The following is a 26,622-nucleotide window of genomic DNA, read 5'->3' as shown; positions in this document are numbered from 1 at the left end:
AATTTTATGAAAAAAGTGTCTTCGACACTTTAACTCCCCTGCCCCTCAATCTTGAGGGGATTAGGGGGTTCTTTTTTTACCATTTTGTTTCATAATAATCTCATGAACATCTTACAGACTATCTTCAGAGACAATTATGAAATCATTCAATATACTCTTCATCCCAGAGATGTATGGAAAACATCTCTAAAATGATTCATTGTGGGGATCCTTCCTATGGCGGTGCCATGTATGGATGCCCTGATTGTGCTGAACTTAAATTTGTCCCTTTTCGTTGTCATTCCAGGTTCTGTCCCACCTGTGGGAATAAATATTCCATGGAACGCTCTACCTCAATGTCCTTTAAGCTCATCCGCTGCAGTCACCGCCATTTGGTCTTTACCATAGATGAGTCTCTCAGACACTTCTTTCTGGTAGACCGTTCTCTTCTTAACTGCCTCTTTCTTGCTGTTCGAAGTGTCATTTTAAGAATGTTCCATAATATGAACAAATCGAAAAATTTTGTTCCCCGTTTTATCTGTGTGCTCCATACTTTTGAGCGTCCTCTCGAATGGAATCCTCATATCCATTGCCTTCTCACAGAAGGCAGATATTCCGATAACGGCTTCTGGCGTGTCGTGAAGCATTTCAGCTATCCATATCTCAGAACTGCTTTTCAGACTGCTCTCCTGAATGAAATGCAAGCACAGATTGGACCCTCCTTTAAAAAAATGAAGTCTTCCATTTATCGAAGGGACAAGAAGGGATTCTATGTTTATGCGAAATCGAATCTCTGCGACCCTGATACGGTTGTAACGTATATCAGCCGTTATCTGGGACGACCAGTCATTGCCACCTCCCGTATTGACTCTTATGATGGTGAACAGGTTACTTTTCATTACAACCGGCATGAGGATAATACTTATATTGAGAGAACACTTCCCGTTCCGGAATTCATCAAACTCCTGATTCAGCATATCCCGGAAAAACATTTCAAAATGACCCGCTATTATGGCCTTTATGCTAGAGATCGTGAAATAGACAAACGTCTTGCAAAGGCTGTTCCCAAACCTAAACATAAAATTCTTCTGGATTTCAATCAATGGAGAACTCTAATTCTCCTGTCTTTTGGTTATGATCCACTGGAATGCCCAAACTGCGGACAAAAAATGATCTTTCTGGAGCTTTACCATAACCACAAGCGCGTTTCTCTGACTGAATTATATGAAAGGGCGACGGTCAAAGCACGCCATCAGATAAACAGCTCTTGATTTTCTCTCCCATCTGCCTCATACTAAAATCAGCAGAAGGGGAGGTGTTTTCATGGATCTGTTTTCACACCCACTTACTTGGTTAATTCTACATTTTAATCTCTGATTTAAAATACTGTTCTTGAAATCCTAGCTGTTCCATAATTTCTTCTTTGCTAAAAGAAATGTTTTCAGGTGCAATAACCCATTTTTCTTCAACATCATCAGCCCGGCAAATAATTGCTATTATTTCTCCTGTGAATTCCTTTACAGGCTCGTAAACTCCCAGTATATAAGCATCCTGTTCTTCACCATCCGGTGCAATAATTCCCTCAATAAATCCATAGTTAACTGGATAATATATATCTTTATGCTCTGGATGATAACTTCCCAACGGTCTATCGACAGTTACCTTTACAATATCTCCTATCATAACTAAAACCGCCTTTCTCTTTCCATACTATTCTACCAGACCCAGCCTTTTATTGCTATTACTTTAAGAAGCAAAATATGAAACCGTTATCAGCCTTATATATGTTTTCCAAGATTATCATAATGCTTTAGTACCATTTGTCAGCTCTGAATCAAAAAAAGCTCTCCCCCCAATGAGTTCTAGGTTTGAGCTTTTTAACACATATATAATTATTCCAATGGTTCCGGTCCCAGTTCTACTTCTCCAATTTTTTTCACTTCAAACCCATTTTTTTTGAATTCTTCGTACTCAAATGCTTCCAATTCATCGTAGGCAAGCTTATGAAATTCATAAAAATTATTCCGCTCCTCATAACCATCTCCAAGATTATGCTCCAGAAAAGCATCTGCCATAGCAATCCCCGTATGCTGAGCTACATAATGTGCACCCATAGACATAATATTACAATTATTTCCTGTGATACATCGAAGCGCAGAAGGAACGTTTTCTACCACTGCCGCATGTACGTGGGGGCATTTACTTGCTGCAATATGGATTCCCATACCTGTTCCGCAAAAAATTAATGCCCTTTCAAATTCTTCCTCTGCAATCTTAGCGCCAACCTTCAAACCGATTCTGTGGAACATTTCAGGTTCCATACACTGTTCTGATGGAAGTCTGAAGATGTTTGTTTTCATGCAAATTAAAAGAAGGTACTGGATAAGTTATTCTGATGCATTATGCGGCAGATTGTTTTATCCAGTACTTTCTTGTGTTATCATTACTTTATTCCTAATAAATAAAGCCAACACTAGTTGGTCCTGTTCCAAAAGAAAAGGCACCTGGAAAGGTAATCCAAATGCCAATTCGACTGCTATTCAAATTCTATCGTGGCCGGCGGTTTCCCAGTGCAGTCATACAGCACCCGATTGACGCCTTTCACTTCATTTACAATCCTGTTCGTGACCTTATTCAGCACTTCCCATGGAATTTCTGCTGATTCCGCGGTCATAAAATCACTGGTCAATACTGCGCGAAGTGCAATCGCATAATCGTAGGTTCTCTCATCGCCCATGACACCGACAGAGCGCATGTTCGTGAGTGCCGCGAAGTACTGTCCGAGATTCTTGCTGCATCCGGCTTTGTCTACTTCTTCGCGGTAAATGGCGTCTGCATCCTGGACAATGCGGACTTTCTTGGCTGTGACTTCTCCAATGATGCGGACTCCGAGTCCCGGTCCCGGGAAGGGCTGACGGTTTACAAGATGTTCCGGAATACCAAGCTCCCGCCCCGCTGCGCGGACCTCGTCCTTAAACAACATTCGAAGCGGTTCGACAATCTCTTTGAAATCCACATAGTCAGGAAGCCCTCCTACATTATGATGAGACTTGATTGTCGCTGATTTTCCAAGGCCGGACTCAATCACATCCGGATAGATGGTTCCCTGAACCAGAAAGTCCACTTTTCCGATCTTCTTGGCCTCATCTTCAAATACGCGGATAAATTCTTCTCCGATAATCTTACGTTTCTCTTCCGGTTCCGTGACACCCTTTAACTTACGATAGAATCTTTCCTGCGCGTTGACACGGACAAAATTCAACTTGTAAGGACCATCCGGCCCGAAAACTGCCTCTACCTGATCGCCCTCGTCCTTGCGCAGAAGACCATGATCCACAAAGACGCAAGTCAGCTGTTCCCCGATTGCTTCTGACAATAATACCGCTGCAACGGAAGAATCGACCCCGCCCGAAAGTGCACAGAGCACTTTCCCGTCTCCAATCTTCTCTTTCAGATCCAAAATCGTTGTTTTGACAAAAGAATCCATCTTCCATGTTCCCTCGCACTCGCAGATCTTATATATAAAGTTGGAAAGCATCTTCTTCCCTTCCTTTGTATGGAGAACTTCCGGGTGAAACTGAACAGCATAAAGCTTTCTGTCCGCATCTTCCATAGCGGCCACCGGACACACCGGTGTGGATCCTGTGACTTTAAACCCTTCGGGTTCTTTGAATATATAATCGGTGTGACTCATCCATGCAATCGTCTTCTCGGATACATCGTCAAATAAGGCAGAAGAGTTGTCCAAAAGCACTTCGGTTTTTCCATATTCGCTGACCGGTGCTGTCTTAACGGCGCCGTCGAGCAGATAAGCCATCAATTGAGCCCCATAGCAGATACCCAGGATCGGGATCCCAAGCCTGAAGATCTCGACACCATATCTGGCTGACTCGCCATCGTATACACTGTTTGGTCCTCCCGTGAAGATGATTCCCTTCGGATTCATCTCTTTGATCTTTTCCATTGATAATGTATAAGGATGAACTTCGGCGTATACATGGCACTCACGTACACGTCTTGCAATCAGCTGGTTGTACTGACCGCCAAAGTCCAAAATAAGAATCAGTTCTTTTTCCAAAAAAGTATGCCTCCTGTTTTTCATTTCGTACTTTTACAGTATAGTTGAATTTTCTCCCTCTGACAAGTATTTCTTGATTGAAAAACAGCATCCATATGCGGCTTACTGCGGCAATTGGATGCTGATGTTTCATCTTTTTATATTCGTTTATCTGCTTACTTTTCCTTATTCTTCAGGCGTTCCTGCCAATTGGCCGGATATGTAAAATAAGCATATCTCGTCTTGGATAGTGTCTTAAAATGGATATGGCTGTTTTCCGGAATATATATTATTTCACCGGGCTTTGCACTTAAGACTCTTCCGTCAATTTCTATTTCCAGAGTACCTTCAAGTACCAGATCGTATTCATCATAGACAAGTGTCCATTCAAAATCCGTATGATCCAGCTCCATAATCCCGCATCCCATATGTGGTGCCTCATCCAAAGTGACAACATCTTTCAGTTTCACACCGTCTTGCTCAAACGGCTCGCATATAACCGTATCTGTCTGAATCTTCAGAATACCGCTTTTGTCCTTCTCTTTTACAAAATTCTCCACAGGTTGATTGGAGGGGCTCTGTTCAGAAAGAATTTCCCGGACTATCTGACGTATCATATCTTCACTTACATTCATAAATAAATGCCCCCTTTACGCTTCCTCTGCATCTGTTTCCACAGAGGATTGAATCTTAGACAGCAGCTTCGGAGAGAGTACATTCGCAAGCAGAAGCGCTGTGATCCCTGCGACAAGTTTTCCGACAATCACTGGGAATATCATCTCTTTATTTACGCCTGCGGTAAATCCAAGGTGATCACCGAACACAAATGCCGCACTGACTGCAAAAGCCACATTTAATACTTTTCCCTTTGGATTCATCTTGTCCATGATGTTGAACATTGCAATATTGTTTGCCAGTGATGCCACAAGACCCGCAGATCCGTTTTCATCCATGCCGAATTTCTTACCAATCGCACTGAGTCCTTTTTTAAATGTTTTTGTAATCCAGAAAACCATGGGAAATGCTCCCACTAATACAATCGAGATCTGACCGCAGGTCAAAAGTCCGCTCTCCAAGGGAATTATCCCGTCTGCATCCGGTTCTACCATGATATTCATCAGCGGAAATTTGATTCCTGTCTGATATTCAAAGATCGCAATCGCTGTAAATACGGTTATGACAACCGTGACCCCCGTGCCAAATTTATTAAATCCACGGATCATCTTATCCGGAATGACCCACAATCCGAGTACGATCAGTCCTGCAATGATGATAACCGGCACAAGATTGATGAGAATCGTTCCTATACTAATTTTATATTTTGTAACATTCATAACCAGACCGCCGGCAATACAGCCGATCGGTATGGTGATCATACCGGCCAGAATACCGGCTCCGAGGTATGGGCGATCTTTCTTTTTAATAATGGACAAGGCAACCGGAATGGTGAATACCAGCGTCGGTCCCATCATAGTTCCCAGAATCAAGCCCGAAAAGTTTCCAATCGTCTCGTTTTCTGCCAACTTCATTGCCAGCGGATAACCACCCATATCGCATGCCAGAAGGGTTGTGGCAAACATGGATGGGTCTGCTCCGAGCAGCTTATAGACAGGCACAATGATTGGTTTCAGGATAATAGCCAGAACGGGCGCTGCCGCCACGACACCGGCCATGGCAATTGCAAGGGGGCCCATGGCATTGAAACCTTCTTCGAACTGTTCCCCATACCCCAGCTTATTACCTCTGATTCGATCGATTGCTCCGATGATCATAAAGATCATCATGACAAAAACAATCACGTCGTTGACCGATAATCCGCTGATCCACTGTTTCATGCTCTCCGTAAATACACTGACATTGCTTATATTGTCAATCAATTCTTGAAACATACGCGCTCCTCCTTGCGGTAAGTATTTATAATAATGACTGGAAGACTTCAGGTGCCGGTCTTGGAATGACGGTGCTCTCTACGTAGAGGTCCTTCTCCCGCACGGCTGCCTCAACTGCCGCCTTCACTGCACCGACATCCCCTGTAAGAGTGACAAAACCTTTTCCGCCGATTGCAAACCCTATTCTGACTTCAATCAAAGTAATCTGGGCGGCTTTCGCAGCCTGGTCTGCAGCCAGTATCGCTGATGCCACGGAATAAAACTCAATTACGCCGACTGCCTGCGGGTCATCCACCGTGACCGTTCCCGAAAGAGCCGGTATCAGTTGTTCATGGATATTTGGAATCTCCAGCGAATCCACAAGATATTCTCCGCCTCTGTCGATTCCTTCTTTCATGGACGCCTTTACATCTCCTGTATCTCCGGCAACGATAACGACGTACTTGCCGGGGCAGATTGTTGAAGAGCGAATCAGGTCTACCTGGGCGGCCTTGACCATATAATCACTTGTCTCAATTCCTCTGGCGATACTGGACAGTTCCACCATGCCAATTGATTTTCCCATGCCCTAATCCCCCTTCCTGCTAATTCTGATCCCACGCTTAGTAACTTCTGTGACGATTCCGGTCATTCCAGAGTAAATATTCGCTGACAGACCTTCCGCTGCACCGGCCACCAGTGTCCCTTTCTCCACCCGATTTCCATTTTCCACAACCGGCACAGCCGGTTTTCCTATATGTTGGGACAGCGGTATAAAACAACAATCCGGCTGCAATTGAACTACATCATCAGGCACCTCGTGTGATACGTATTTTGAAAGTCCCAGACGTGCAGTCAGACGACTGGTCGGTATTTTTTTATGCTCCCATCCGTCTCGGACACTCGGACTGTGATTTTTCTCCACTTGAATCCCCTGCGTGCGAAGCCTTCCCTTTACGTAATCATTCATCTTTCTGGGAGAAAGACCCATAGGACACGAGAACATCTCACAGATTCCGCAGCTGCAGCAATTTAGAGCGCTTCCAAATGCTTTCTTATACTCCTCACGATCCAGATCCGTATTCTCCCGGTAAAGGTTTCGCATGACGAGATGCGGCTGTACATCATGTCCAATCAGATATCGCGGACAAAGATCGGTACACATCCTGCATTGAATACACGCTGATCTTCCCTGGTGAGCCATGCGGTTTACACTGAGTGCGGATCGTTTCATCAGGTAATGATCCTTTGGCAGCACCAGAAGATTTCCTGTTGTCTTTGTCACAACCGCTTCATCAATCTCGTTTTCTCCGTGCAAAACCTTTCCCATCATGGGACCGCCGTTTATCACTCCATATGTACCTCTTGAAAGCCCTGCCTGATCGAGAAGAAAGCGGACACTAGTTCCGATGGGAACCTGAAACAGCAGCGGGTGCTCTACATCACCGGTAACGGAGAGAATTTTATCCGTCACCGGTTTGTCTTCTATGGCATCGGCGATGGCAAGAATGGTTCCAACATTATCCACCACGCATCCTACATCCAGCGGCAGTCCACGCTCGGGGACAACTCTGCCCGTTACCTCATGTACCATAATCTGCTCATCTCCTGCAGGATAAAAGGTGTCCATCTGATGAATACGGATATCTGCATGCTGACTTCGTATTGCGTTCGAGAGTGCTGCAATTTCGCTTTTGTATTTTCCTTTTAAGGCGATGACTGCCTGCTCCGCCTGCAAAAATTTTGCAAGAGAATCCACAGTTTTGACGATTCTATCGGCATAGGTCCTGCACAGATATTTGTCAATCTCAATCAGAGGCTCACATTCTGCCGCGTTAATGATGAAATATTCTGCCTTTGCATTTAGTTTCACATGTGTCGGGAAACCGGCTCCTCCGGCTCCTACCACTCCTGCTTTTTTAATCTTTTCTGTCACATCCATGCAATCACCGCTTTCCATGTACCTGATCCTCGTCGATCTCCTGATCATCCACAATCCCCACAATGGTGGCATCCACAGGAATTTCCCGGCTGCCTGCTGCAGTTCTGGCGGAACTTCCCCCTACATAGAGAACCTTCTCTCCGACCCCTGCGCCGATGATATCCGCTGCAACGATCGGATTATCAATCGGCTCGTCATCTAACAGGTTTATGGGCTGAATCACCATCAATTTCAGCCCTTCCAGATCTTCTGCCTTCCGAGTAGCCCAGATATTGCCTATCACTCTTCCTGTCTTCATCTTCTTTCACCTCTCACGGAATGTGTATCGTCTGAGCGTACAATCATTATCTTCTGTTTATCCGCATATTCTCTCGCAAGATCCGTCAAAATTGCTTTTGAACCAATAACGATCTTCTGGATCTTACTTTCTTCCCAGACCTTCCTGATATCTCTCTCCGTGATGACATGTTTACAGATTCCTACTTCACCAAATGTTTCGCAATGTACAGATTTTCGCTCCACTTTGCTATCTTTTAAATCAGACCCGCCATTCAATATAAAATCCGGCAGAACACGATAAGATTCAGCCACAACACCACTTTCCGTCAATAGCTGCAGATTGTCCGCAAGTCTGCGGTAATAAATGATTGGTGCACTCTTCTGATAAGTACACAGTTCTATCTCTTCTTTCGGAAGAAATATCTTTTTCCCCGCAAGAAGTGCCTCTCCGAACAGCCTTGTATAACCGCTGTCAAAGATGCCATTTGCAATCTTTCCCAGATATTCGTTCGTCAGATGAAAAGCTATCACAGCTTCATAAGAAGAGATTTGACAGTCGTATTCCTCTTGTAAGGCATAATCCATGTCATAATAGTCAAAGAGCTGTGAGGACTTGACAAACTCATCACATTTGCTTTTATGAAAATCATTTAAAATCAGAATCCTCGGTTTCGACCTGGTGTTTAAAGGAGCATCACAGACATTTTCCCTATCTTCGATCTTTGCCTGTACCCGTTTTACGATCTCATTTACTAATTGATCAATATCCATCCATTCTCCTCCTTTCCTTATAGTTTGCAGTTCATCGCGATTCCCGCCGGCGTAACCAGAAAAGGGTTGCGAGGCTTGATTGTCCGGATGCCTGTCTCTTTTTCTATAATATCTTCAATTCCTGTCAGACAGCAGGTTCCGCCGCAAAGATATATCATATCTGTCTCATTGGAATCCACATAGCGGCTGATGATGGATGCAATTTTTTCTATCGTTGCTTTCACGACAGGAAGGATTTCTTTATGTCTGCTGTAATCTTGTTTCATCGCCTCTGCCTGGTCAAAGGGTATATGGTAATTTCCTGAAAGAACAAGTGTCAGGTGCGTCCCGCCTGTCGGTTCATCTGCGGTTTTATACACCTGTCCGTCTTTGAATACAGCAAGTCCTGTGGTCCCTCCTCCGACATCCACGATCACTCCGTTTTGGATCTGGTATACCGAATTGGCTGAGGAGGGCTCATCCAGAACATTCGTCACCTCGAACCCTGCGCCTTCCGCGACATATTGATGGGTCTTGGTGCTTCCTTCGGTTCCCGCAGGCATTGCAATCGCACAATTTACAAGCCCTCTTCCCAAGCGTTCTTCCAGCTTTTTCTTTAACTTTGTCACTGTGTCCAACGCACCCGTATAATCTACGACTACACCGTCTCTTAACACGCTGGACGCCTGTTTTTCACAGGCAATTGGATTGTCATCCTCGTCCAACACCGTCAGGACAATGTATGCTGTGCCCAGATCCACACCGACCTTCAATTTTGATCCTACCGGTGAGAATGTCCCAACCTCGGAATCCTCTACACGCTGTATAAATTCATCCACACGTTTTAAATCCATCTGTATTTTAAGCTCCCCGACGTCAGTCTTTTTCCTTTTTTATTATTTTTCCGAGAGTAAAACCGCTCACAAATGCGGCATTTGCCTCATCAAAATCGATGTGCATACGAAATCTGAAGTTTTCACTGATCCGGATAATTACATCATTGAAAGTCATTGGCCTCCTGCCAAGTACCTTGACGCTCACATGCTCGCCATTTTTTAAACATAGTTCATCAGCCATTTTCGGGGGAACATGTATATGATTGTGGGCAACGATCGCTCCTTGTTTCACAGTTATCACTCCCTTAGGACCCTCGATCCGGATAGAAGCAGCTCCGTCCAGATGTCCGGATTCCCGAAGTGGTGCGTCTATCTTCAAATCCACGCAGTCACTTTTCGAAAGTTCAATCTGCGTATGGCTTCGTACCGGGCCCAAGATTGCAACATGCTCTTTTCTTCCCCTGTTTCCGATCAGATTCACCCGCTCTTCACTTAAGAATTGTCCTGGCTGGGAGAGCGGCCGCTTTGGATGAAGCGTGGCCCCGCTCCCAAACAAGGTTTCCATATCTTCCTGCGACAGATGAACATGTCTGGCTGAAACTTCCACTTCCACAAGACCGGCTTTTCTAACTGCCTGTACTACCTGATCTACCAGCTGTTCCATCTTTCCTCCTTAAGATTTATAATCGCCCGCCAGATACTTGCACATGATAATATGCATGGCACTGGACATACGATTTAACTCCTCGATAATGTCTTTTCGATCATACGTTTTCCCATTACGAAATGCACCAGTAGCTGCCACCTCTGTCTCTCTTATGAAAGCACGAAGCTGATTTAACAAAGCATACGTCTTTCCCAATGTATAATCGGGCAATACCATTTGCTTAATGTTGTAGAATTTCATCGGGTCATGAGAACGTTCTCTGAGTTCCTCATGGGTCAGCCCTATGATCAAATCCCTTCGAAACGGCTCATTCAGTGCATCGCAGCGCATCATTTCCCGCAAGCTGTCTAAAATATCTAAAAGATCGGCAATCAGCTTTTCAGTTTCACCGGTCTCATCAAGCATGCTCTGAACTAAGACGAACGAGGCTTCGAGACTGTCCAGTTTTCCCCGAAAGAGAATTCTCTTGTGATCCTTTGGAACCAGCACATTTGCGTATAAGTGTGTCATATGCTCCGGTTTTTCAAAGTAGTAGGCTCCTGTCTCATAATCCACAAATTTTGGTTTCTTTGCACTCTCCCCGGCAGCCAGCTTTACTTCTGGCATTGTCAAAACTGGCGTTGCTACAATTTCTGGCTCCTTGTTTTGTATTTTCTGCTCCCGTTTCTTTTGGTCTGCTGCACATATGATCTTGATTTTGTACTGCTGCAGATATTCTCTGGCCGCCGGTGACAGGATCTTTCCCTCCGGAATCGTATAGGAATCTGGCTTAGACGCTCGTAACTCATCACGCAGATATGCTTCCGTTATCACTTTCATTAAACAAAGCCACCTCCTTTATGCTCCCTGCACCTGATTATTGGTCAATTTTCGGCAAAATAGCTTCCACCTCATCATGTGGTCTTGGGATTACATGAATGGATATAAGCTCTCCTACTCTCTCTGCTGCCGCTGCCCCCGCATCTGTAGCTGCTTTCACAGCTCCCACATCTCCACGCACCATCACGGTCACGAGTCCGCCGCCTACATGCTCTTTCCCAATCAAGGTCACATTTGCCGCCTTTACCATCGCATCGGCAGCCTCTATCGATGCAACCAACCCTTTTGTTTCAATCATTCCCAGTGCCTGTGTTGCTGCCATATTCATTCCTCCTGATCATATAAATATCATCTGCTTTTACTTGTCAACGGTATTGCTTTCTTTGATTTACTCTCCTAATCTAGGAAGAATGGCCTCTACCTCTTCGTGCGGACGCGGAATTACGTGGATAGAAACCAGTTCCCCTACTCGTTCTGCGGCTGCCGCACCGGCATCTGTAGCCGCCTTAACAGCTCCCACATCCCCGCGCACCATCACGGTCACAAGTCCGCCGCCTACATGCTCTTTCCCAATCAAAGTTACATTCGCCGCTTTTACCATCGCATCGGCTGCTTCTATTGATGCTACTAAACCTTTTGTTTCAATCATTCCTAATGCCTGCATTGCTGCCATATCAAATCCTCCTTGACATCTCGTCTATTATTTATAAAACACATATTCACTGGTTCTGGTCTGCTCATACTGCCTGAAGTCTCTTTATGATTTCGCTGACCACGGCGTCAATGTCGATATCTCTGAAGCTGTTTTCCCCGCAAAGGGGTTTGCATACTCCTTCCGAGCAGTCGGGCTGCTCCTTCCTAATATCTTCTAGTTCTTTACAGCCCCATGCGACATTTTTGACGTTGAACAGATTCGCCGGTCCGACATTGTCCGATGTGGCACTTCCGCCGACTGCCCCACATCCAAGTGTCAGTGCCGGAACCAAACCAGTTGTCGCGCCAATTCCGCCAAGCGCACTCGCCGCGTTCACGACAATTCTGGAAGCCGGTACCCTCTTTGCAAAATATTCAATGATGCTCTCATCTTTTGTGTGTATCGAGAAGGTATGACCCGCTCCCTCATAATGAAGAATCTCTTCCGTCAGCTCGCAAATTTCTCTATAAGATGGGGCTGTGTAAAATGCAAGAATCGGGCATAGTTTTTCGTTGGAATACGGATGTCCTTTTCCGATACCATCTTCTCTCGCCACAAGTACTCTGGTTCCTTCCGGCACCTGAATCCCTGCAAGTCTGGCGATTACCTTTGCATTCTTTCCGACTATTTCCGGATTCATCGTGCCGTTCGCCCTCAGGATAAAGGAGCCTAACTGTTTATATTGCTCATCGCTCAGGAAGTACGCTCCCTGCCGCTCCATCTCTTCTTGTACTGCCTCTTCCCTGTCATCGTCACATATAACGGACTGTTCGGATGCACAGATCGTTCCATTGTCGAACGTCTTGGAATCCATGATTCGCTTAACCGCACAGGGAAGATCTGCCGTCTTTTCAATGTAAGCCGGCCCGTTGCCCGGTCCCACACCGATTGCCGGTGTCCCGGATGAATAGGCTGCCCGTACCATGGCTGAACCGCCCGTGGCAAGAATCAACGCGACATCCGCATGACTCATAAGGTTACTGGTTGCCTGAATCGTAGGTGTTGTGATACAAGATACCAGATTTTCATCCCCTCCTGCCTCTGCAATAGACTGGCGAATCACTTTTACGGTTTCTAAAATACAGTTTCTGGCATTGGGATGGGGTGAAAACACAATTGCATTCCCTGCCTTCACGGCAATTTGTGCTTTATAGAGAACTGTTGACGTTGGATTTGTCGACGGTATAAGAGCAGCGATCACACCCACTGGAACCGCATAACTCTTTACTTTCTTCTCCTTATCATAGTCCAGCTCCCCTATCGTCTTCATGTCCTTAATATACTGATACACACCATCGCTCGCAAATACGTTTTTGACAATTTTATCTTCTTCAATTCCGAATCCTGTTTCCTCACAGGCCATTTTCGCCAGACGTTTTGCATTACGTACACCGGCAGATGCCATGGATTTAACGAGAAAATCCACCTCTTTTTGACTTTTGTGACTCAACTCTTCCTGAGCAGCTTTCGCCTTATCCACCAGCTCGCGTACTTCCTGCACCGACAATAGATCTTTATCGTATAGCTGCATATTTTATTTCTCCTGTCTCTTATTATGTATGATTGCATGAATCAATTCCTGTTTTTTGGCATCTCTGATTTCCTGCCGGGTCATGGTATCTATTTTCATTTCCCTTGCTAATCTGCGAAGTTGCGCTACAGTCATATGGTTGAGTTCTTCTTCATACAGGGAAGAACTCGAAGTTTCTAAATCTGGAGTGCTTTCATCATCTGCAGACATTTCCGGTCCGCAGTCAGGAGTAAGCATCCTGATCACACCTTCGGCCGGACGTGGGATCACATGAAGGCTGTTGATACGCCCCACTCGCTCTGCTGCAGCCTGTGAGGCATCCATCGCAGCCTTTACGGCTCCAACGTCTCCATCCACCAACACAGTGACCAGACCACCTCTTACCTTAACCACATCCACCAGAGAAACATTCGCCGCTTTCAGTGCACTATCCAACGCTTCGACTGCAGCAAGGTAGCCATATACTTCTATCATGCCTAATGCTTTCATATCTTTTACCTCCGTCTGCAGGTTCTTTCATCACTCCTTTGGATTGTCCGCCACGAACTCCACAGCCTGTGCAAACGCATCGCAGGCCGCTTTGCAGGCTGACTGGCTGCCGGTGAGCAATGCCCCGCCGAAGTTTGTCTCGGAAGGAGGTGCATACAGAACACACATCTTTACATCTGCCGCTTTCAATGCAGCATCTACACCATACATTGCTTCAAGTGGCGGTGCGATCAAGTAGGCAATCGCCTCGCCTTGCGCAATTCCTGCTCCGTCTGACAGATACGAGCCTGTGCGCGAAATGCAGTGAGCATAATAGATGATGGAATCGTCTTCATTGGCAGATACAAAGTGGGCAACATTCTCGATCATATCCACGCATGCTTCCAGACCGCTTCGAACCTCTGCCGGATTTGGTCCGGCCAGAATTCCAATAATCTCACCGGCCAGTTTCGTATTCGCATTGTCGGCGCCACCATAGAAACTCTTGGCATACACCACAGAGACATCAGCCTTTTTTGTTGCTTCATCGAGTGCCGTGTAGGTAACATCATCGCTGTTCGACGTAATCAGCGCAATTGACTTCTGGTCCGGCGTCAGATTTAACTCTTTCGCCAAATCTGGGCTGACATTAGGGATGATCTTTGTCGCAAGGACATCCGCTTTTATTGGATCTCGTTTCATTATTTTTCGCTTCCTTTCTTTGAATATTTATAGCTTAAGATCTGTTCCGCTGGCTTTTTTATCCAGGATCTTCTTTATCACATCTGCGATGTGAGCACCTGCTTCGGCGGGGATCGTACCGGATTTATGGATATTGGAAACTACAGTCCTTCTCGCTTCGGGCATGCCAACTGTCGCTTTATAAGCAATATAGGCTGACATCGATTCTGCCGTGATAAGTCCCGGACGTTCACCGATCAGCACGCAGGTTACATCGGCACCGGTAATCTCAGAAATCTGATCCATGGCCCCGACACGTCCGTACTTTACAAAAAACGGGGTTCCGCTTTCTATGCCATAGCTCTTAAGTCCCTGTTCCACAGCTGGAAGGACATCTCCCACGTTTGCTGCAACTGCCGCCGAACTAAGTCCATCGGATACATAGATCTGTACCTTTGGATTTTTCTTGCATTTTTCTTCGACTGTTTTTACGCCTTCTTCACTTAGTTTTCTTCCCAGATCAGGTCTGGTGAGGTAAATATCTTTTGAGGTACATTGTGTCTGTACGGTAAACAACCCCATGTTGTCAATAAAATCCTGATCCACATTGGAGAAAACCGCATCCTGTGCAGCTGAATGGGCAGCCCTGAATTCAAGGACAGGAAGCGTCTTCATTCGTGCCCCGGCCTTTCCGATTCCAAGCCTGCACGGAGCATAATGTTTCAGATCCGCATAGGCCTCCTTGCTCACTGGATTCTCCACCAGATATTGGTCACGAATATCAATCTCTGTGATATCCGGAATAAAACCGTCCTCAATTTTTGTTTCTTCAGCTTTACAGCTCTGGTTTGTCTGCCTCCTGTCTTCGTCTCTTGATTCGTCTGCAGCAGCACTTTTCGTATTGTCAACATTCATTTCCATCAGAACTTGTTCAATGATGGTTCTCAATTCTTTTTCATTTACCAAATCGTTCACCTCCTGCTTATTTCAAAAATACAGATGCGTCACCGGCGAGTGGTGTCAGTTTTCCGTCTTTCGAAAATCCCATCTTCTCTAGCCACTGGTCGAACTCACGGATCGGCCGGAGTCCGAATACTTCACGAAGACCTGCCGCTTCATGATAGCTTGTACACTGATACATCAACATACAGTCATCACCTTGAGGCACGCCCATGATATAATTACATCCTGCTGCCACGAGAAGTGTTGCCAGGTTCTCAATATCGTTCTGATCCGCTTTCATGTGGTTGGTATAGCAGGCATCACACCCCATTGGCACACCGGTTAATTTACCCATAAAGTGATCTTCAAGACCCGCCCTTATCACTTGCTTGGAATCATACAAGTACTCCGGTCCGATAAATCCCACTACGGTATTGATCAGAAACGGATCATATTGTCTCGCAAGTCCATAGCATCTGGCTTCCATTGTCACCTGATCCCAGCCATTGTGAGCATCCGAAGAAAGTTCAGATCCCTGTCCGGTTTCAAAATACATCAGATTCGGCCCTGTGCTGGTTGCCTCCTGCACCATCATGTCATGACCTTCCTTCAGCATTGCACCATCAATTCCAAATGCCTTATTTCCTTTTTCAGATCCGGCGATGGACTGGAACATCAGATCAATGGGGGTATGGAATTTCCGGATAGCTTCCATCTGCGTCGAGATATGTGCAAGTACACAAATCTGTGTGGGAACTTCCCATTTATTCTTAAACTCATCAAAGCTTTTTAGTATTCTCGTAACACTTTCTACAGAATCGTCCACCGGATTGAGACCAATAACGGCATCACCACAGCCCAGACTTAATCCTTCCATCACAGAAGCCATAATTCCCTTTGGATCATCTGTGGTATGGTTCGGCTGCAGGCGCGATGAAAAAGTTCCCGGAAGTCCGATTGTCGTATTACAGTGAGCAGAAACCCGCATCTTCTTTGCCGCATAGATCAGATCCAGATTTGTCATCAGTTTGCACACAGCTGCTACCATCTCGCTGGTAAGTCCTCTGGATGCTCTTCGGATCATCTCGCTGGTTGTATTGGTATCCATAAGCCATTCGCGGAATTCGGCCACCGTCTTATGTTTATGCTCATTGTAGATTTTTTCATTAATCCCGTCCTGTATGATTCGTGTTACCTCATCTTCCTCATACGGAACTGCAGGATTATTCCTGAGATCCTGCAATGTAATATGGGAGAGAACGACTTTTGCCGCCACTCTTTCTTCGGCTGACTCCGCTGCGATGCCCGCTAACTTATCGCCTGATTTCTCTTCGTTGGCCTTTGCCATCACCTCACGAAGAGACTTAAATTCATACATCTTACCAAATAACTTCGTCTTTAGGATCAATTCTTTCACCTCTCCTTTTTTGAATTTACAGGCTGCTTCTCATGTATTGAAGATCAGTGTTTTTGTCACCACCGGAACAACCCTGCCATCCGCAACAGGTGCACCGATATCAATATAATCGCCATTTCCGGCATGAATTCCATCGATGCATATTACATCTTTTTTCCGTTCCAACAAAACATTGACTGCATTGCCCAAAACCTTGGCAATGTCATTTTCGATCACCAGTATGAGCGGATAAGGCCCCTGAATGATCTCACCTGCACCCTCTGCAATCAGCTTCGCAAGTTCCTGAATCTGTTGGAAACTTGTATGATAACTTCCTGAGAATGCAATTGCCACCTGTTCTGTCTCGTCATCTGTCTTATACAAAAACAGTCTGTTTCGTATTGCCTCCAAAAATTTTGATGGTTCTTGTTCCTCCTCCGCGGAAACCTTGAGAACCGGGATGTTTTTGATAGGTAGTTTTCCATCGGTATAGCTGATGGTACTGCCGCTCACATTAGTAGTATGTGTTCCGGCGCCGACCACGGTGGCTCTGATTGTTTCGGCTGCCGGATATATCTTAAGTCCTTGCAGAGAGCTGTTGTTCTTCACAGCCTTTCCCAACAGGACACCGATATCTCCATATTTAAAAATATTTCCTTCTTCTTTGTTGTACACACAATCTGCCACTCCCCCTGAGAAAGTCACTGACGTGATCTTTGGATCTTTTGGAAGCGGAGCTCCCTCATTGGTATACATCGACTTATGTATTGAATCTTCCTCGACTGTATAAAGTGCCATCGCCAGCTGTGAAGCCATATATTCACAGATTCGATAAAGAACCTTTTCATCTGCCCGATCCCCCTCTTCGATTCGAATCTGATGCTTTTCTGCCAGTTTTTGTATTCCGGGATAAATATAGGTAATCCGCCCCTCTTCAACGCGGATCAGACGCCCGCCGATGTCCAGACAGCAGGTACCCTTCAGTTCCCCTTTCTGGAAAAAGGCAATATTGCTGGTACCGCCTCCGATGTCGATATTGGCTGTCACATCTCTATGTTCCTCAGAGAGTTTATCCGCTCCCGCCCCCTTTGCAGACAGGACAGATTCCAAATCCGGTCCTGCGGTGGCTACAACAAAATCTCCGGCCATATCACTTAATGCTTCCAGCACACTGTTTGCATTTTGCTTTCTGGCTGTCTCTCCTGTGATGATCACGGCTCCTGTCTTTAGATCTTTCGGACTGATACCGGCTCTTCGGTACTCATCGGATATCAACTGTTTTACTTTTTCTGTGTCAATCAGAGTCTGTGACAAAAGAGGCGTAAAATAAATCTTACTGCGATATACAACCTTTTTCTCGGCAATGTCGATACGCGGTACAGCATACTCACTCGCCCGATTTTCAATAATTAGTTTACTGAAAATCAACTGCGTCGTAGAGGTTCCAATATCGATTCCAACACTTAAAATTTCTTCTCTCATCTGACCACCTTCCCACTATGCCGCTAATTTTCAATCTATTCCGGAAAATTTATGAGATCTTCTGTCTGATTCATAAACTCGAAGGAAACCTTCGTCCCTGTATCATCAGATCTTATCTTCAAGTATCCATGCAGCTTGTCGCGTACCATTGACTTTACAAGCTCAAGTCCCATACTTCCCGGTTCTTTCTGTCTGACGTCAAATCCTTTTCCATCGTCGCTTACTGTGATTTTTGACAACATCTGTCCCTGTTCGATACAAATATGGATATTTCCTTCCTCGCTGCCGGAAAATGCATGCTTTATGGAGTTTGAAAGCAGTTCATTCACAGCTATGGCGACTGACGTTGCAATATCAGAGTTTACCATCATATCATCCCCGATGATCTCCATGTGCATCTTCTGTCCCGTCTCCACCAGAGACTGAAGCACATTGTTCATTACCTTCTTCAGAACTTCTTTCAAACTGACCTCATCTTTGGCACTATGTGCAAGAAGCTGATGAGTAGCTGCTATTGAGAGGATTCTGTTAATACTCGCACCTAGATGCTGCTTTGTCTCCTCATTATCTGTCCGTCTCGCCTGCATCCTGAGAAGTGATGCGACAGTCTGCAGATTGTTTTTTACTCTGTGATTGATTTCTTCTATCGCCTTTGACTTGAGCATCAGATTCTTTTCCTGCTCTCTGTTCCAAGTAATGTCGCGGACAATCACAGCCAGACGAATATCTCCTTTATCCAGTTTAATCTGGCGAATTCTCAGATAATGACTGCCGATCTTTACTTCCGAAATCACTTCACCAAAATCCTTTGATTTATAATTCCCGGTCAGCCGAATGTTTTTATACTTCTGTCCGAGAATATCCACCACATAGCCAAGAGCCTGAAACAGTTCTTTCGCATAAGCGTTTCGAAAAATCACATTGTCATTGGCATCGACTAAGATCAATCCTTCATCAATGCTTTCCGTCAGCCATTCATTTTCATTAATCATGTGATTTAATGGAATTTCTACGGCTTTATACTGTTCGTCTGCTTTACTTGAATCATCGGTAATTCTTCTCTCTCGTATGAGTACCCCAATCACCCGAGAATGATATTTTATGGGCTCTACCGATTGAATGGTATAGTTGTTCTCCTGCGTTCTCGCTTTCATATATTTTGTCGCTATTCCAAGTTTCAGTGTTCGCGCGACAGCCGGTTCATTCTCCTCCAGCGCCATCATTGCGACAACACTCCCCTTGTAGGAAGAGGGAACATCTTCCGGCTTTGCCTCGGCGACCACAATCGCATCGCCTTCCCTGCAGGGACAATCTATAAAAATATCAGCGGCCTCCAGATTAGCCAGCGGCTGAAGGGTCTGCGCCATCATCTCTATGACTTGAACTTCTTCCTTTGACAAATCTGTATATTCTTTGCATAGCTGTTTAATCTCATTCGACATGTCATTTTCCCCTGCGCATCAATATAATTTCCGCAATCTTTTTCATCGCGACATTTTTGCTCTTGCTGATACCTCTGATGTAGTCATACGCTTCCTGCTCAGAAAGTCCTCTGCTGCTCATAATCACACCTTTCGCCTGTTCGATAACAACCCTGCTCTCAAGTCTCTTTGACACCATCTCATAGTCTTCTTTTAACCGTTGTATCTCATGGCTGCGTTCCAGGGCAATTTCGAGAGCTGGTATCAGCGAGCCTTCTCTGATAGGTTTCATCAGATAGCCGCTTACTTTTGCTTTTTTTGCCTCCTCTATAAACTTCCTGTCATCATATGCCGTGAGCAGCACTACCGCACCGGCCACACTTTCCTCACTTATGACCTGTGAGGCCATCAGGCCATCCAAAAGCGGCATCTTCACATCCAAGATAGCCAGATCCGGTTTTTCTTGTCTGCATGCTTCAATGGCGTCGAACCCGTCACCTGCTTCGGCGGCGACCTCGTAGCCTTCTTTTTCAAGCATTTCTTTTAAATCCATTCTCGTAATTGGTTCATCGTCCGCAATGACTACTCTCATCGTATTTGTCCTTCCGCCTGAACATCCATGTAGTTAATGATCTGTAACCTCTGATCTATTCGTCTCTATTCGTCCTCAAAAAAATGGATCAGTTCTTCAAAACCTGTTCCCTCGTAACTACTCGTCACGAAAACCTTTTGTGCGCCGGCCTGTCTCAGAAAATTCTTTGCATCTTCAATCTGCTTTTCTGATGCCAGATCACTCTTTGTAACAATCCCAATGCACGGTTTTCCAAACATGCTGGCATATCCCGGTGAGAACATCGTTCCTGCCTCGTCTGCCCCCTGCACAAAAGCAATCACATCTGCATCCACTGCCGTCACCTGCAGGGCTCCGCGCATATAAGTTCTCTCCAGATATTCTCCCGGTGTATCAATTACTTTATCATTGATCAGCTGGATCGTCTGTGTCTTATGATACTTCAAGCCTTCGTGATTCATATACTGGCACATCGTCGTCTTTCCGGCCATAGAACGTCCAATCAAGATCACTCTCTTTTTCTTCTTGTTATCCATGAAATCTCCCTTAAGAACGTGTGATCGAAGTTGGTGCAAATCCCATAGTATTGCACAGCACATGGATAACGTCATGCAGGGCAGACTCGACGCCGGCTACATCACCGGTAATCACCAGAGAACCATTGAATCGGTCCACAAATCCGATCTTGATATCTGCTGCCTTTCCGGCGACATCCGCCGCAATGATGGCTGCTTCGCTTGGTGTTATGGTAAAAATCCCAATAGCGCCTTCCCCGTCAATCAACCCCATCTTCGCATATAAATCTTTCACCGGATGTGGAATCACGTGGGCAAGCGTGACCTGCTTGCCTGGTACAAATTCCTGTATAATCCGCTCTTTTTTGTCTTCATACATATGTAAAGTCCTCTGATCTTCTCTGAATCAATTAATAGCTGACGAGTCTGCCTTGATATGCTCTTACAAACAGTTCTCGAATATCCTCTTTGGTACATGCCCGTGGATTTGTCTTCGTGCAGGCATCATTCAATGCCGCCTCAGCCATTTCATCGAGTACACGGTCAAAATCTTCTCTTGAAACACCCGCCGCTTCAATGTTGGATGGAATGTGCAGCCGCTGGATGTATTGTTTTGTGTCTCTAACGACATTGAATGCACTCTGTCTGAGTGTCGGGCCTTCAAGACCGTTGTTTCCCGCAATTTCCGCGTAACGTGCCGCCACAGGCGTAATCTTATCAAAGCATCCGGCATTAAATCCCATCACATAGGGAAGCAGAATTCCATTCGCCCGTCCATGAGGAATATGAAAATGAGCCCCCAACGTGTGAGCCATCCCATGGTTCAGTCCCAGCCCCGAATTACTGAATGCGATCCCGGCAAGACAGGATGCATGATGCATCTTCTGGCGTGCCTCAAGATTGCCCGGTTGTTGATATACTTTCAGCAGATTGTCCCTTACAAGGCGAATTGCCTTTTCGGCGGCCGCATCCGTAAAATCATTGGCTTTCGTAGATACAAAGGCCTCAATTGCATGGGTGAGAACATCGATTCCTGTGTCTGCAGTGACTGATGGCGGAACACTTTTTACCAATTCTGCATCCAATATAGCTACATCAGGAATCAGATCATCCATAACCAAAGGGTATTTGGCCGACTTCTCCGGATCACTGATCACGGCAAACTTGCTGACCTCAGAGCCTGTCCCACTTGTCGTCGGAATTGCGATAAATCTGCACTTATTCGTCCCTCCCCCTCTTGCATACAGATAATTCACAGCCTTGGCTGCATCAATCGCAGAACCTCCTCCAAGAGCGAACACAACTTCAGGCTGAAACTCCTGCATCATCGACAGTGCTTTTGCTACCAGTGAAATGTCCGGATCTGGGCTTACCTCTGAAAAAACCTGATACTCTATCCCTTTCTGTTCAAATGGCAATGTCAGATATTCGGACATACCACTCTTTACCATAAAGGGATCTGTGACAACAAATGCTTTTTTTACTCTGGCAAGGATATCATCAAGCCCTTCCCTGCCTGTAAAAATCTGCGTTTTCAGATAAAAGTAATCCAAATCAATCCTCCTTTCATAAAACAAAAAAGTACCCCGGTTTTCTTATAAAAAGGAAACCAAAGGCACTTCAACGTGCTTAAAAGTCGTTGTCCCTGCTACGCCGCAAGTACATCAATCATCTAATTTTTTCCATTATATCATCTATATAATTTCTTGTCAACTTTGTTCTGAAATTGTCTTATTTAAGATGACCGTTTGTATATTATTTTATCTATTCACTTGTTTTTCTCCATAAATTGCCGAATAAAAGGGACTGCCGTGCAAGATACGACGTCCCTTTTTCGCTGAAACTTCCGGTTACCTGGGCTTCTGATGAAGATATTTTTCCCGGGTAGCCAGACCTCCTCTGATATGTCTTTCCGATTTATTCACATCAAGAACTTTCCTTGCACTCTGTGCAAGAAGCGGATTTATCTGTATGAGTCTGTCTGTGACATCCTTGTGGACCGTGCTTTTGGAAACTCCAAATTCTTTTGCCGTTTGTCTGACCGTGGCATTGTGCTCAATTATGTAGGTGGCAATCTCCACAGCACGTTCTTCGATATAATCCTTCAAATAAAGGTCCCCTACAAATGCTGTTTTTACAGTTTATGACAGCAAGTCATATCTTATGATACCTGGGTCAAAAGGATAAAATATCATTCTTCAAATAGTTGCAATTAAACACGAAATTGGATACACTGTAAGTATAGCATCATATACATTAAGAAGACGGATTACGGAGGTTCCTATGAATCAATCTGAAAACATCATCACACATTATCTGAAGGAAAGTTATCCTTTCTGGAATAAGCTAAACTCACGAGAGCAAAGTCTTCTCATCTCTAATTCCACTATGATAAGATATGAAAAAGATTCTTTCATCTACAGCCGTGACGAAGACTGCCTTGGCGTTTTTATCGTGCTCGAAGGACAGATTCGGATCTACATTCAATCGGAAGACAGCCGGGAGATCACCTTGTTTCGACTGGCCCCAGATGAAGTGTGCACTTTGTCAGCTTCCTGTCTGATTCAGGAAATCACATTCGATATTCAGATTGAAGCAGAAGAAAGCAGTAAGATACTGCTGAGCAATACCCCTGCCATTCGGACACTTATTGATCATAACATATATGTGGAAAATTACATCTATAAGCATACAACTGAACATTTCTCTGATGTCATGTGGGCATTTGGTCAGATACTTTTTTCAAGTTTTGATAAAAGGCTTGCTGCATATCTCGAAGATGAGAGAATCCGATCGGGTTCTTGTGTGCTTAAGACAACTCATGAGCAAATTGCCAAGAACCTGGGAAGTGCCAGGGAAGTAGTATCCCGAATGCTGAAATATTTTGAGAAAGAGGGCATTGTCCTTCTTTCCAGAGGAACAATCACAATATTAGACACAAGAAAGCTGCGCTCTTATTTGTAACAATCTCTTTTGCAGCATCCCCAGCGATAACCGACATCCCTTACAGTTTCTATACATGAACTACACTCAAGTTTTTTTCGTATTCTACAGATATGAACATTCAACGTGCCGTCATTGACAACATTATCTGCGGAATCCCAGATATTATAAAAAATCTCATTTCTTGTCACCACTCTGTTTCGACTATTTAACAGCATCTCGCAGATCTTATACTCTTTTGATGTCAAGAGAACAGGCTTGCCACCTTTAAAGATTCGTCTCTGCTCAGGTCTGATTGTAAATCTCTCAGACATCTTTGTCTGTTCTTCCATTGTCTCACTGTTTGATGTCTTTCGCAATTCAACCCCTATTCTCCACGTGCTATCCCCTATTTCAAAGGGCATCGTCATGCCGTCATCCGCTTTCTCCTGAAACGCTGCAATCTCCCTTCTTTTATCGGGATCTACGCTCATCTTAAGAATTTCAACAAGCTTTTCAACACGAATTCTGCTGTCTTCATCCATACATCTGGAATCCATCTTTTTTCTTTGGTAGTTATTCATATTTACCTCCCAATAATAATTATCATTTTATTTTCTAATATAATAACACTAATATATATTTATTGAAAAGAGTTCTTTTCTTGTATCAAAAATGAGCACCGTCAGGGCAATAAAACGCCCCCAAAAGACATACCTTGTGTCTTTTGGGGGCGTTTTATCCTTGAATCTTAATATCTGAATTTTTCAATAAAGTACGCTTCCAGATCTTTAATCTTAATTCTTTCCTGTTCCATAGAGTCGCGGTCGCGTACAGTGACAGCATGGTCTGTCTCGGAATCGAAATCATATGTCACACAGTATGGTGTTCCGATCTCATCTTGACGGCGATAGCGTTTTCCGATATTTCCGCGGTCATCATATTCACAGTTGTAGATCTTTGATAGCTCTTGATAAATGTCATTCGCTCCTGCTGCCAACTTTTTAGACAGCGGCAGAATACCAATCTTTACGGGTGCAAGTGCCGGATGGAAATGCATAACCGTTCGAATATCATGCTTGTCTTCATCCAAGACTTCCTCGTCATAAGCATTGCAGAGAAAAGCTAAAACCATGCGGTCCGCACCAAGAGAAGGTTCGATCACATAAGGAATGTATTTTTCATTCTTTGTGTCATCAAAATAAGTCATATCCTGTCCAGACTCTTCCTGGTGTCTGCCCAGATCATAATCTGTTCTGTCGGCAATTCCCCACAGCTCTCCCCAACCAAACGGGAAGAGGAATTCAACATCTGTTGTCGCCTTGCTGTAGAAGCTGAGTTCTTTTGCATCGTGATCACGATAGCGAATCTCGCCTTCATGAAGGCCCAATTCGTAAAGCCAGTCAAGGCAGAACTTCTTCCAGTAAGCAAACCACTCAAGATCTGTATCTGGCTCACAGAAGAATTCCAGTTCCATTTGTTCAAACTCGCGGGTACGGAAAGTAAAGTTTCCCGGTGTGATCTCGTTTCGGAAAGATTTTCCGATCTGACCAATCCCAAATGGTAACTTTTTCCGTGATGTCCGCTGTACATTCTTAAAGTTTACGAAGATCCCCTGCGCTGTCTCAGGACGCAGATAAACTGTATTTTTCGCATCCTCTGTTACCCCCTGAAAGGTTTTAAACATCAGATTGAACTGACGAATATCTGTAAAGTTATGCTTGCCGCAGCTTGGACAAGGAACCTGGTTTTCTTCTATAAAGTCTTTCATTTCCTGCTGTGTCCATGCATCTACGCTTCCCCCTCGTATCTCTACTCCCTTTTCACAGCAATAATCCTCGATTATTTTATCTGCACGAAAACGTTCGTGACACTCCTTACAGTCCATCAGTGGATCAGAAAACCCTCCGAGATGACCGGACGCCACCCATGTCTGTGGATTCATAAGAATTGCGCTGTCAATACCCACGTTATAGGGATTCTCCATTATGAATTTTTTCCACCATGCTTTTTTTACATTATTTTTCAGTTCAACACCAAGCGGGCCATAATCCCATGTATTGGCAAGACCCCCATATATCTCTGAACCCGGATAAACAAATCCTCTTGACTTTGCAAGAGCAACTATTTTTTCCATTGTCTTTTCCATTCTTATCTCCTTTACATTCGTCAATGATCAATACTGTGGATTGTCATTTGCATATCAGATAAACAAGAGCGTCTGTCGTGATGTTACCATTCTCTTGATCCTTTTTTTCTCTGGGTCCTGCTTCTTTCGCGTGAATTACTTTTGCATTTTCGCTTACATAGATGAAATCTTTGCTCACTTTCACGCGGATTGGTTCATTCAGTATTACTACATACCAGTTAGCATCATTGGCAAGGATTGTGGAAGAGGCAGCTGTATCACCGTTGTTATCCACAAATTTGGTGTCAAAATCATATCCTTTTTTTTTGGCCTCCTCTATCGTACCATAGAAAAACACAGAATTGTGATAATCCGCATAGTCTTTCCAAGAACCATAGGTGATCTTAATTCTGGGAACTCCACTCTTGATTTCACAGGATTTTAGATCTACTTGTCCGTCTTTTACCTTCTTGTTATATCTTTTAATGTCATCCTCTGCGAAAGCCCGTAACTCGTCCAACGGATAGTTCTGTTTATCTTTGCTGCCTACAATCTCCTCTGTAAGTGCACCCTTTGCACTGACAGAAATGGTGGTCTCCTGAATCTCACTCTTTCTGCCACAGGCGGTAAGAAAAAGTATAAGACTCAAAATAGACAGGAAGCTTTTCTTTTTG

General features: G+C 44.7%; 30 protein-coding genes and 1 pseudogene. 2 read left to right on the top strand and 29 right to left on the bottom strand.

Features of this window, described 5'->3' with window-relative positions; genetic code table 11:
- The first annotated feature begins 102 nt into the window (after positions 1–102).
- Positions 103–1,250: pseudogene (locus INP51_RS02535) on the top strand (IS91 family transposase).
- An 88-nt stretch (positions 1,251–1,338) separates the two neighbouring features.
- On the opposite strand, the gene INP51_RS02530 reads toward INP51_RS02535, so the two are convergent.
- The 26 genes from INP51_RS02530 to spoIIID all read right to left on the bottom strand — a co-directional run bounded on the left by INP51_RS02530 (position 1,339) and on the right by spoIIID (position 23,006).
- The gene (locus INP51_RS02530; protein ID WP_193736188.1) at positions 1,339–1,662 is read right to left on the bottom strand and encodes an inorganic pyrophosphatase; all 324 of its coding nucleotides are present in this window, start codon (positions 1,660–1,662) and stop codon (positions 1,339–1,341) included.
- A gap of 209 nt (positions 1,663–1,871) precedes the next feature.
- Positions 1,872–2,339: an RpiB/LacA/LacB family sugar-phosphate isomerase gene (locus INP51_RS02525; protein WP_193736187.1), complete on the bottom strand. Its 468-nt coding sequence runs from the start codon at positions 2,337–2,339 to the stop codon at positions 1,872–1,874.
- A gap of 176 nt (positions 2,340–2,515) precedes the next feature.
- On the bottom strand, positions 2,516–4,081 hold the full coding sequence (gene guaA / locus INP51_RS02520) for a glutamine-hydrolyzing GMP synthase (RefSeq protein WP_193736186.1): 1,566 nt from the start codon (positions 4,079–4,081) through the stop codon (positions 2,516–2,518).
- 131 nt (positions 4,082–4,212) lie between these two features.
- Positions 4,213–4,671: a cupin domain-containing protein gene (locus INP51_RS02515; protein ID WP_193736185.1), complete on the bottom strand. Its 459-nt coding sequence runs from the start codon at positions 4,669–4,671 to the stop codon at positions 4,213–4,215.
- Between the two features lie 15 nt (positions 4,672–4,686).
- Positions 4,687–5,925 (bottom strand): ethanolamine utilization protein EutH, encoded by a 1,239-nt coding sequence (locus INP51_RS02510; protein WP_193736184.1) that lies wholly within the window; start codon positions 5,923–5,925, stop codon positions 4,687–4,689.
- 25 nt (positions 5,926–5,950) lie between these two features.
- The gene (locus INP51_RS02505) at positions 5,951–6,490 is read right to left on the bottom strand and encodes a BMC domain-containing protein (RefSeq protein ID WP_193736183.1); all 540 of its coding nucleotides are present in this window, start codon (positions 6,488–6,490) and stop codon (positions 5,951–5,953) included.
- Between the two features lie 3 nt (positions 6,491–6,493).
- On the bottom strand, positions 6,494–7,864 hold the full coding sequence (locus INP51_RS02500) for a 4Fe-4S dicluster domain-containing protein (RefSeq protein ID WP_329602323.1): 1,371 nt from the start codon (positions 7,862–7,864) through the stop codon (positions 6,494–6,496).
- Positions 7,851–8,144 (bottom strand): EutN/CcmL family microcompartment protein, encoded by a 294-nt coding sequence (locus tag INP51_RS02495; protein WP_193736182.1) that lies wholly within the window; start codon positions 8,142–8,144, stop codon positions 7,851–7,853. The genes INP51_RS02500 and INP51_RS02495 overlap by 14 nt, the downstream gene beginning before the upstream one ends.
- Positions 8,141–8,896 (bottom strand): hypothetical protein, encoded by a 756-nt coding sequence (locus INP51_RS02490; protein WP_193736181.1) that lies wholly within the window; start codon positions 8,894–8,896, stop codon positions 8,141–8,143. Before INP51_RS02490 ends, INP51_RS02495 begins: the two co-directional genes overlap by 4 nt.
- A gap of 17 nt (positions 8,897–8,913) precedes the next feature.
- Positions 8,914–9,729, bottom strand: a complete 816-nt coding sequence (eutJ, locus tag INP51_RS02485) for an ethanolamine utilization protein EutJ (RefSeq protein ID WP_193736180.1) — start codon at positions 9,727–9,729, stop codon at positions 8,914–8,916.
- Positions 9,730–9,751: 22 nt separating this feature from the next.
- Complete coding sequence (gene pduL / locus INP51_RS02480) at positions 9,752–10,375, bottom strand: phosphate propanoyltransferase (protein ID WP_193736179.1); 624 nt, start codon at positions 10,373–10,375, stop codon at positions 9,752–9,754.
- Positions 10,376–10,384: 9 nt separating this feature from the next.
- Complete coding sequence (locus INP51_RS02475; protein ID WP_193736178.1) at positions 10,385–11,197, bottom strand: ATP-binding protein; 813 nt, start codon at positions 11,195–11,197, stop codon at positions 10,385–10,387.
- 37 nt (positions 11,198–11,234) lie between these two features.
- Positions 11,235–11,519 carry a BMC domain-containing protein gene (locus INP51_RS02470; protein ID WP_193736177.1) on the bottom strand — a complete coding sequence of 95 codons (285 nt, stop codon included), beginning with the start codon at positions 11,517–11,519 and terminating at the stop codon, positions 11,235–11,237.
- A 66-nt stretch (positions 11,520–11,585) separates the two neighbouring features.
- Positions 11,586–11,870, bottom strand: coding sequence for an ethanolamine utilization microcompartment protein EutM (gene eutM / locus INP51_RS02465; protein ID WP_193736176.1), 285 nt, complete (start codon positions 11,868–11,870; stop codon positions 11,586–11,588).
- Positions 11,871–11,934: 64 nt separating this feature from the next.
- Positions 11,935–13,422, bottom strand: a complete 1,488-nt coding sequence (locus tag INP51_RS02460; RefSeq protein WP_193736175.1) for an acetaldehyde dehydrogenase (acetylating) — start codon at positions 13,420–13,422, stop codon at positions 11,935–11,937.
- Between the two features lie 3 nt (positions 13,423–13,425).
- On the bottom strand, positions 13,426–13,911 hold the full coding sequence (locus tag INP51_RS16585; RefSeq protein ID WP_193736174.1) for a BMC domain-containing protein: 486 nt from the start codon (positions 13,909–13,911) through the stop codon (positions 13,426–13,428).
- A 30-nt stretch (positions 13,912–13,941) separates the two neighbouring features.
- The gene (gene eutL / locus INP51_RS02450; protein ID WP_193736173.1) at positions 13,942–14,592 is read right to left on the bottom strand and encodes an ethanolamine utilization microcompartment protein EutL; all 651 of its coding nucleotides are present in this window, start codon (positions 14,590–14,592) and stop codon (positions 13,942–13,944) included.
- A gap of 27 nt (positions 14,593–14,619) precedes the next feature.
- Positions 14,620–15,537, bottom strand: a complete 918-nt coding sequence (gene eutC / locus INP51_RS02445) for an ethanolamine ammonia-lyase subunit EutC (RefSeq protein ID WP_331463493.1) — start codon at positions 15,535–15,537, stop codon at positions 14,620–14,622.
- Positions 15,538–15,553: 16 nt separating this feature from the next.
- Positions 15,554–16,921: an ethanolamine ammonia-lyase subunit EutB gene (locus INP51_RS02440; RefSeq protein ID WP_193737206.1), complete on the bottom strand. Its 1,368-nt coding sequence runs from the start codon at positions 16,919–16,921 to the stop codon at positions 15,554–15,556.
- Positions 16,922–16,960: 39 nt separating this feature from the next.
- On the bottom strand, positions 16,961–18,391 hold the full coding sequence (gene eutA, locus INP51_RS02435) for an ethanolamine ammonia-lyase reactivating factor EutA (RefSeq protein WP_193736172.1): 1,431 nt from the start codon (positions 18,389–18,391) through the stop codon (positions 16,961–16,963).
- 35 nt (positions 18,392–18,426) lie between these two features.
- Positions 18,427–19,833, bottom strand: a complete 1,407-nt coding sequence (locus tag INP51_RS02430) for a sensor histidine kinase (protein ID WP_193736171.1) — start codon at positions 19,831–19,833, stop codon at positions 18,427–18,429.
- Position 19,834: 1 nt separating this feature from the next.
- Positions 19,835–20,404, bottom strand: a complete 570-nt coding sequence (locus INP51_RS02425) for an ANTAR domain-containing response regulator (protein WP_193736170.1) — start codon at positions 20,402–20,404, stop codon at positions 19,835–19,837.
- Positions 20,405–20,469: 65 nt separating this feature from the next.
- Positions 20,470–20,919, bottom strand: a complete 450-nt coding sequence (locus tag INP51_RS02420) for a EutP/PduV family microcompartment system protein (protein WP_193736169.1) — start codon at positions 20,917–20,919, stop codon at positions 20,470–20,472.
- Positions 20,920–20,929: 10 nt separating this feature from the next.
- Positions 20,930–21,277, bottom strand: coding sequence for an ethanolamine utilization microcompartment protein EutS (gene eutS / locus INP51_RS02415; RefSeq protein ID WP_193736168.1), 348 nt, complete (start codon positions 21,275–21,277; stop codon positions 20,930–20,932).
- A gap of 31 nt (positions 21,278–21,308) precedes the next feature.
- A complete protein-coding gene (locus tag INP51_RS02410) occupies positions 21,309–22,451 on the bottom strand; it encodes a 1-propanol dehydrogenase PduQ (RefSeq protein ID WP_193736167.1) in 1,143 nt (380 codons plus the stop codon).
- 297 nt (positions 22,452–22,748) lie between these two features.
- A complete protein-coding gene (gene spoIIID, locus INP51_RS02405; RefSeq protein ID WP_193736166.1) occupies positions 22,749–23,006 on the bottom strand; it encodes a sporulation transcriptional regulator SpoIIID in 258 nt (85 codons plus the stop codon).
- Between the two features lie 175 nt (positions 23,007–23,181).
- Here spoIIID and INP51_RS02400 point away from each other — a divergent pair, with 175 nt between their 5' ends.
- A complete protein-coding gene (locus INP51_RS02400) occupies positions 23,182–23,862 on the top strand; it encodes a Crp/Fnr family transcriptional regulator (protein WP_193736165.1) in 681 nt (226 codons plus the stop codon).
- On the opposite strand, the gene INP51_RS02395 is transcribed toward INP51_RS02400, so the two are convergent.
- The 3 genes from INP51_RS02395 to INP51_RS02385 form a co-directional block, all read right to left on the bottom strand.
- Entirely contained in the window at positions 23,853–24,404 is a 552-nt protein-coding gene (locus INP51_RS02395; protein ID WP_193736164.1) for a winged helix-turn-helix domain-containing protein, read from the bottom strand. The two genes, INP51_RS02400 and INP51_RS02395, sit on opposite strands and share 10 nt — an antisense overlap.
- 167 nt (positions 24,405–24,571) lie before the next feature.
- Entirely contained in the window at positions 24,572–25,969 is a 1,398-nt protein-coding gene (locus INP51_RS02390; protein ID WP_193736163.1) for a glycine--tRNA ligase, read from the bottom strand.
- 43 nt (positions 25,970–26,012) lie between these two features.
- Positions 26,013–26,597 carry a hypothetical protein gene (locus INP51_RS02385; RefSeq protein WP_193736162.1) on the bottom strand — a complete coding sequence of 195 codons (585 nt, stop codon included), beginning with the start codon at positions 26,595–26,597 and terminating at the stop codon, positions 26,013–26,015.
- Positions 26,598–26,622 lie beyond the last annotated feature (25 nt).

Source organism: Blautia liquoris (genome assembly GCF_015159595.1).
Taxonomy (GTDB): domain Bacteria; phylum Bacillota; class Clostridia; order Lachnospirales; family Lachnospiraceae; genus Novisyntrophococcus; species Novisyntrophococcus liquoris.
The sequence above is the reverse complement of the archived record's forward strand: the minus strand, read 5'-3'. Positions and strand labels throughout refer to the sequence as shown.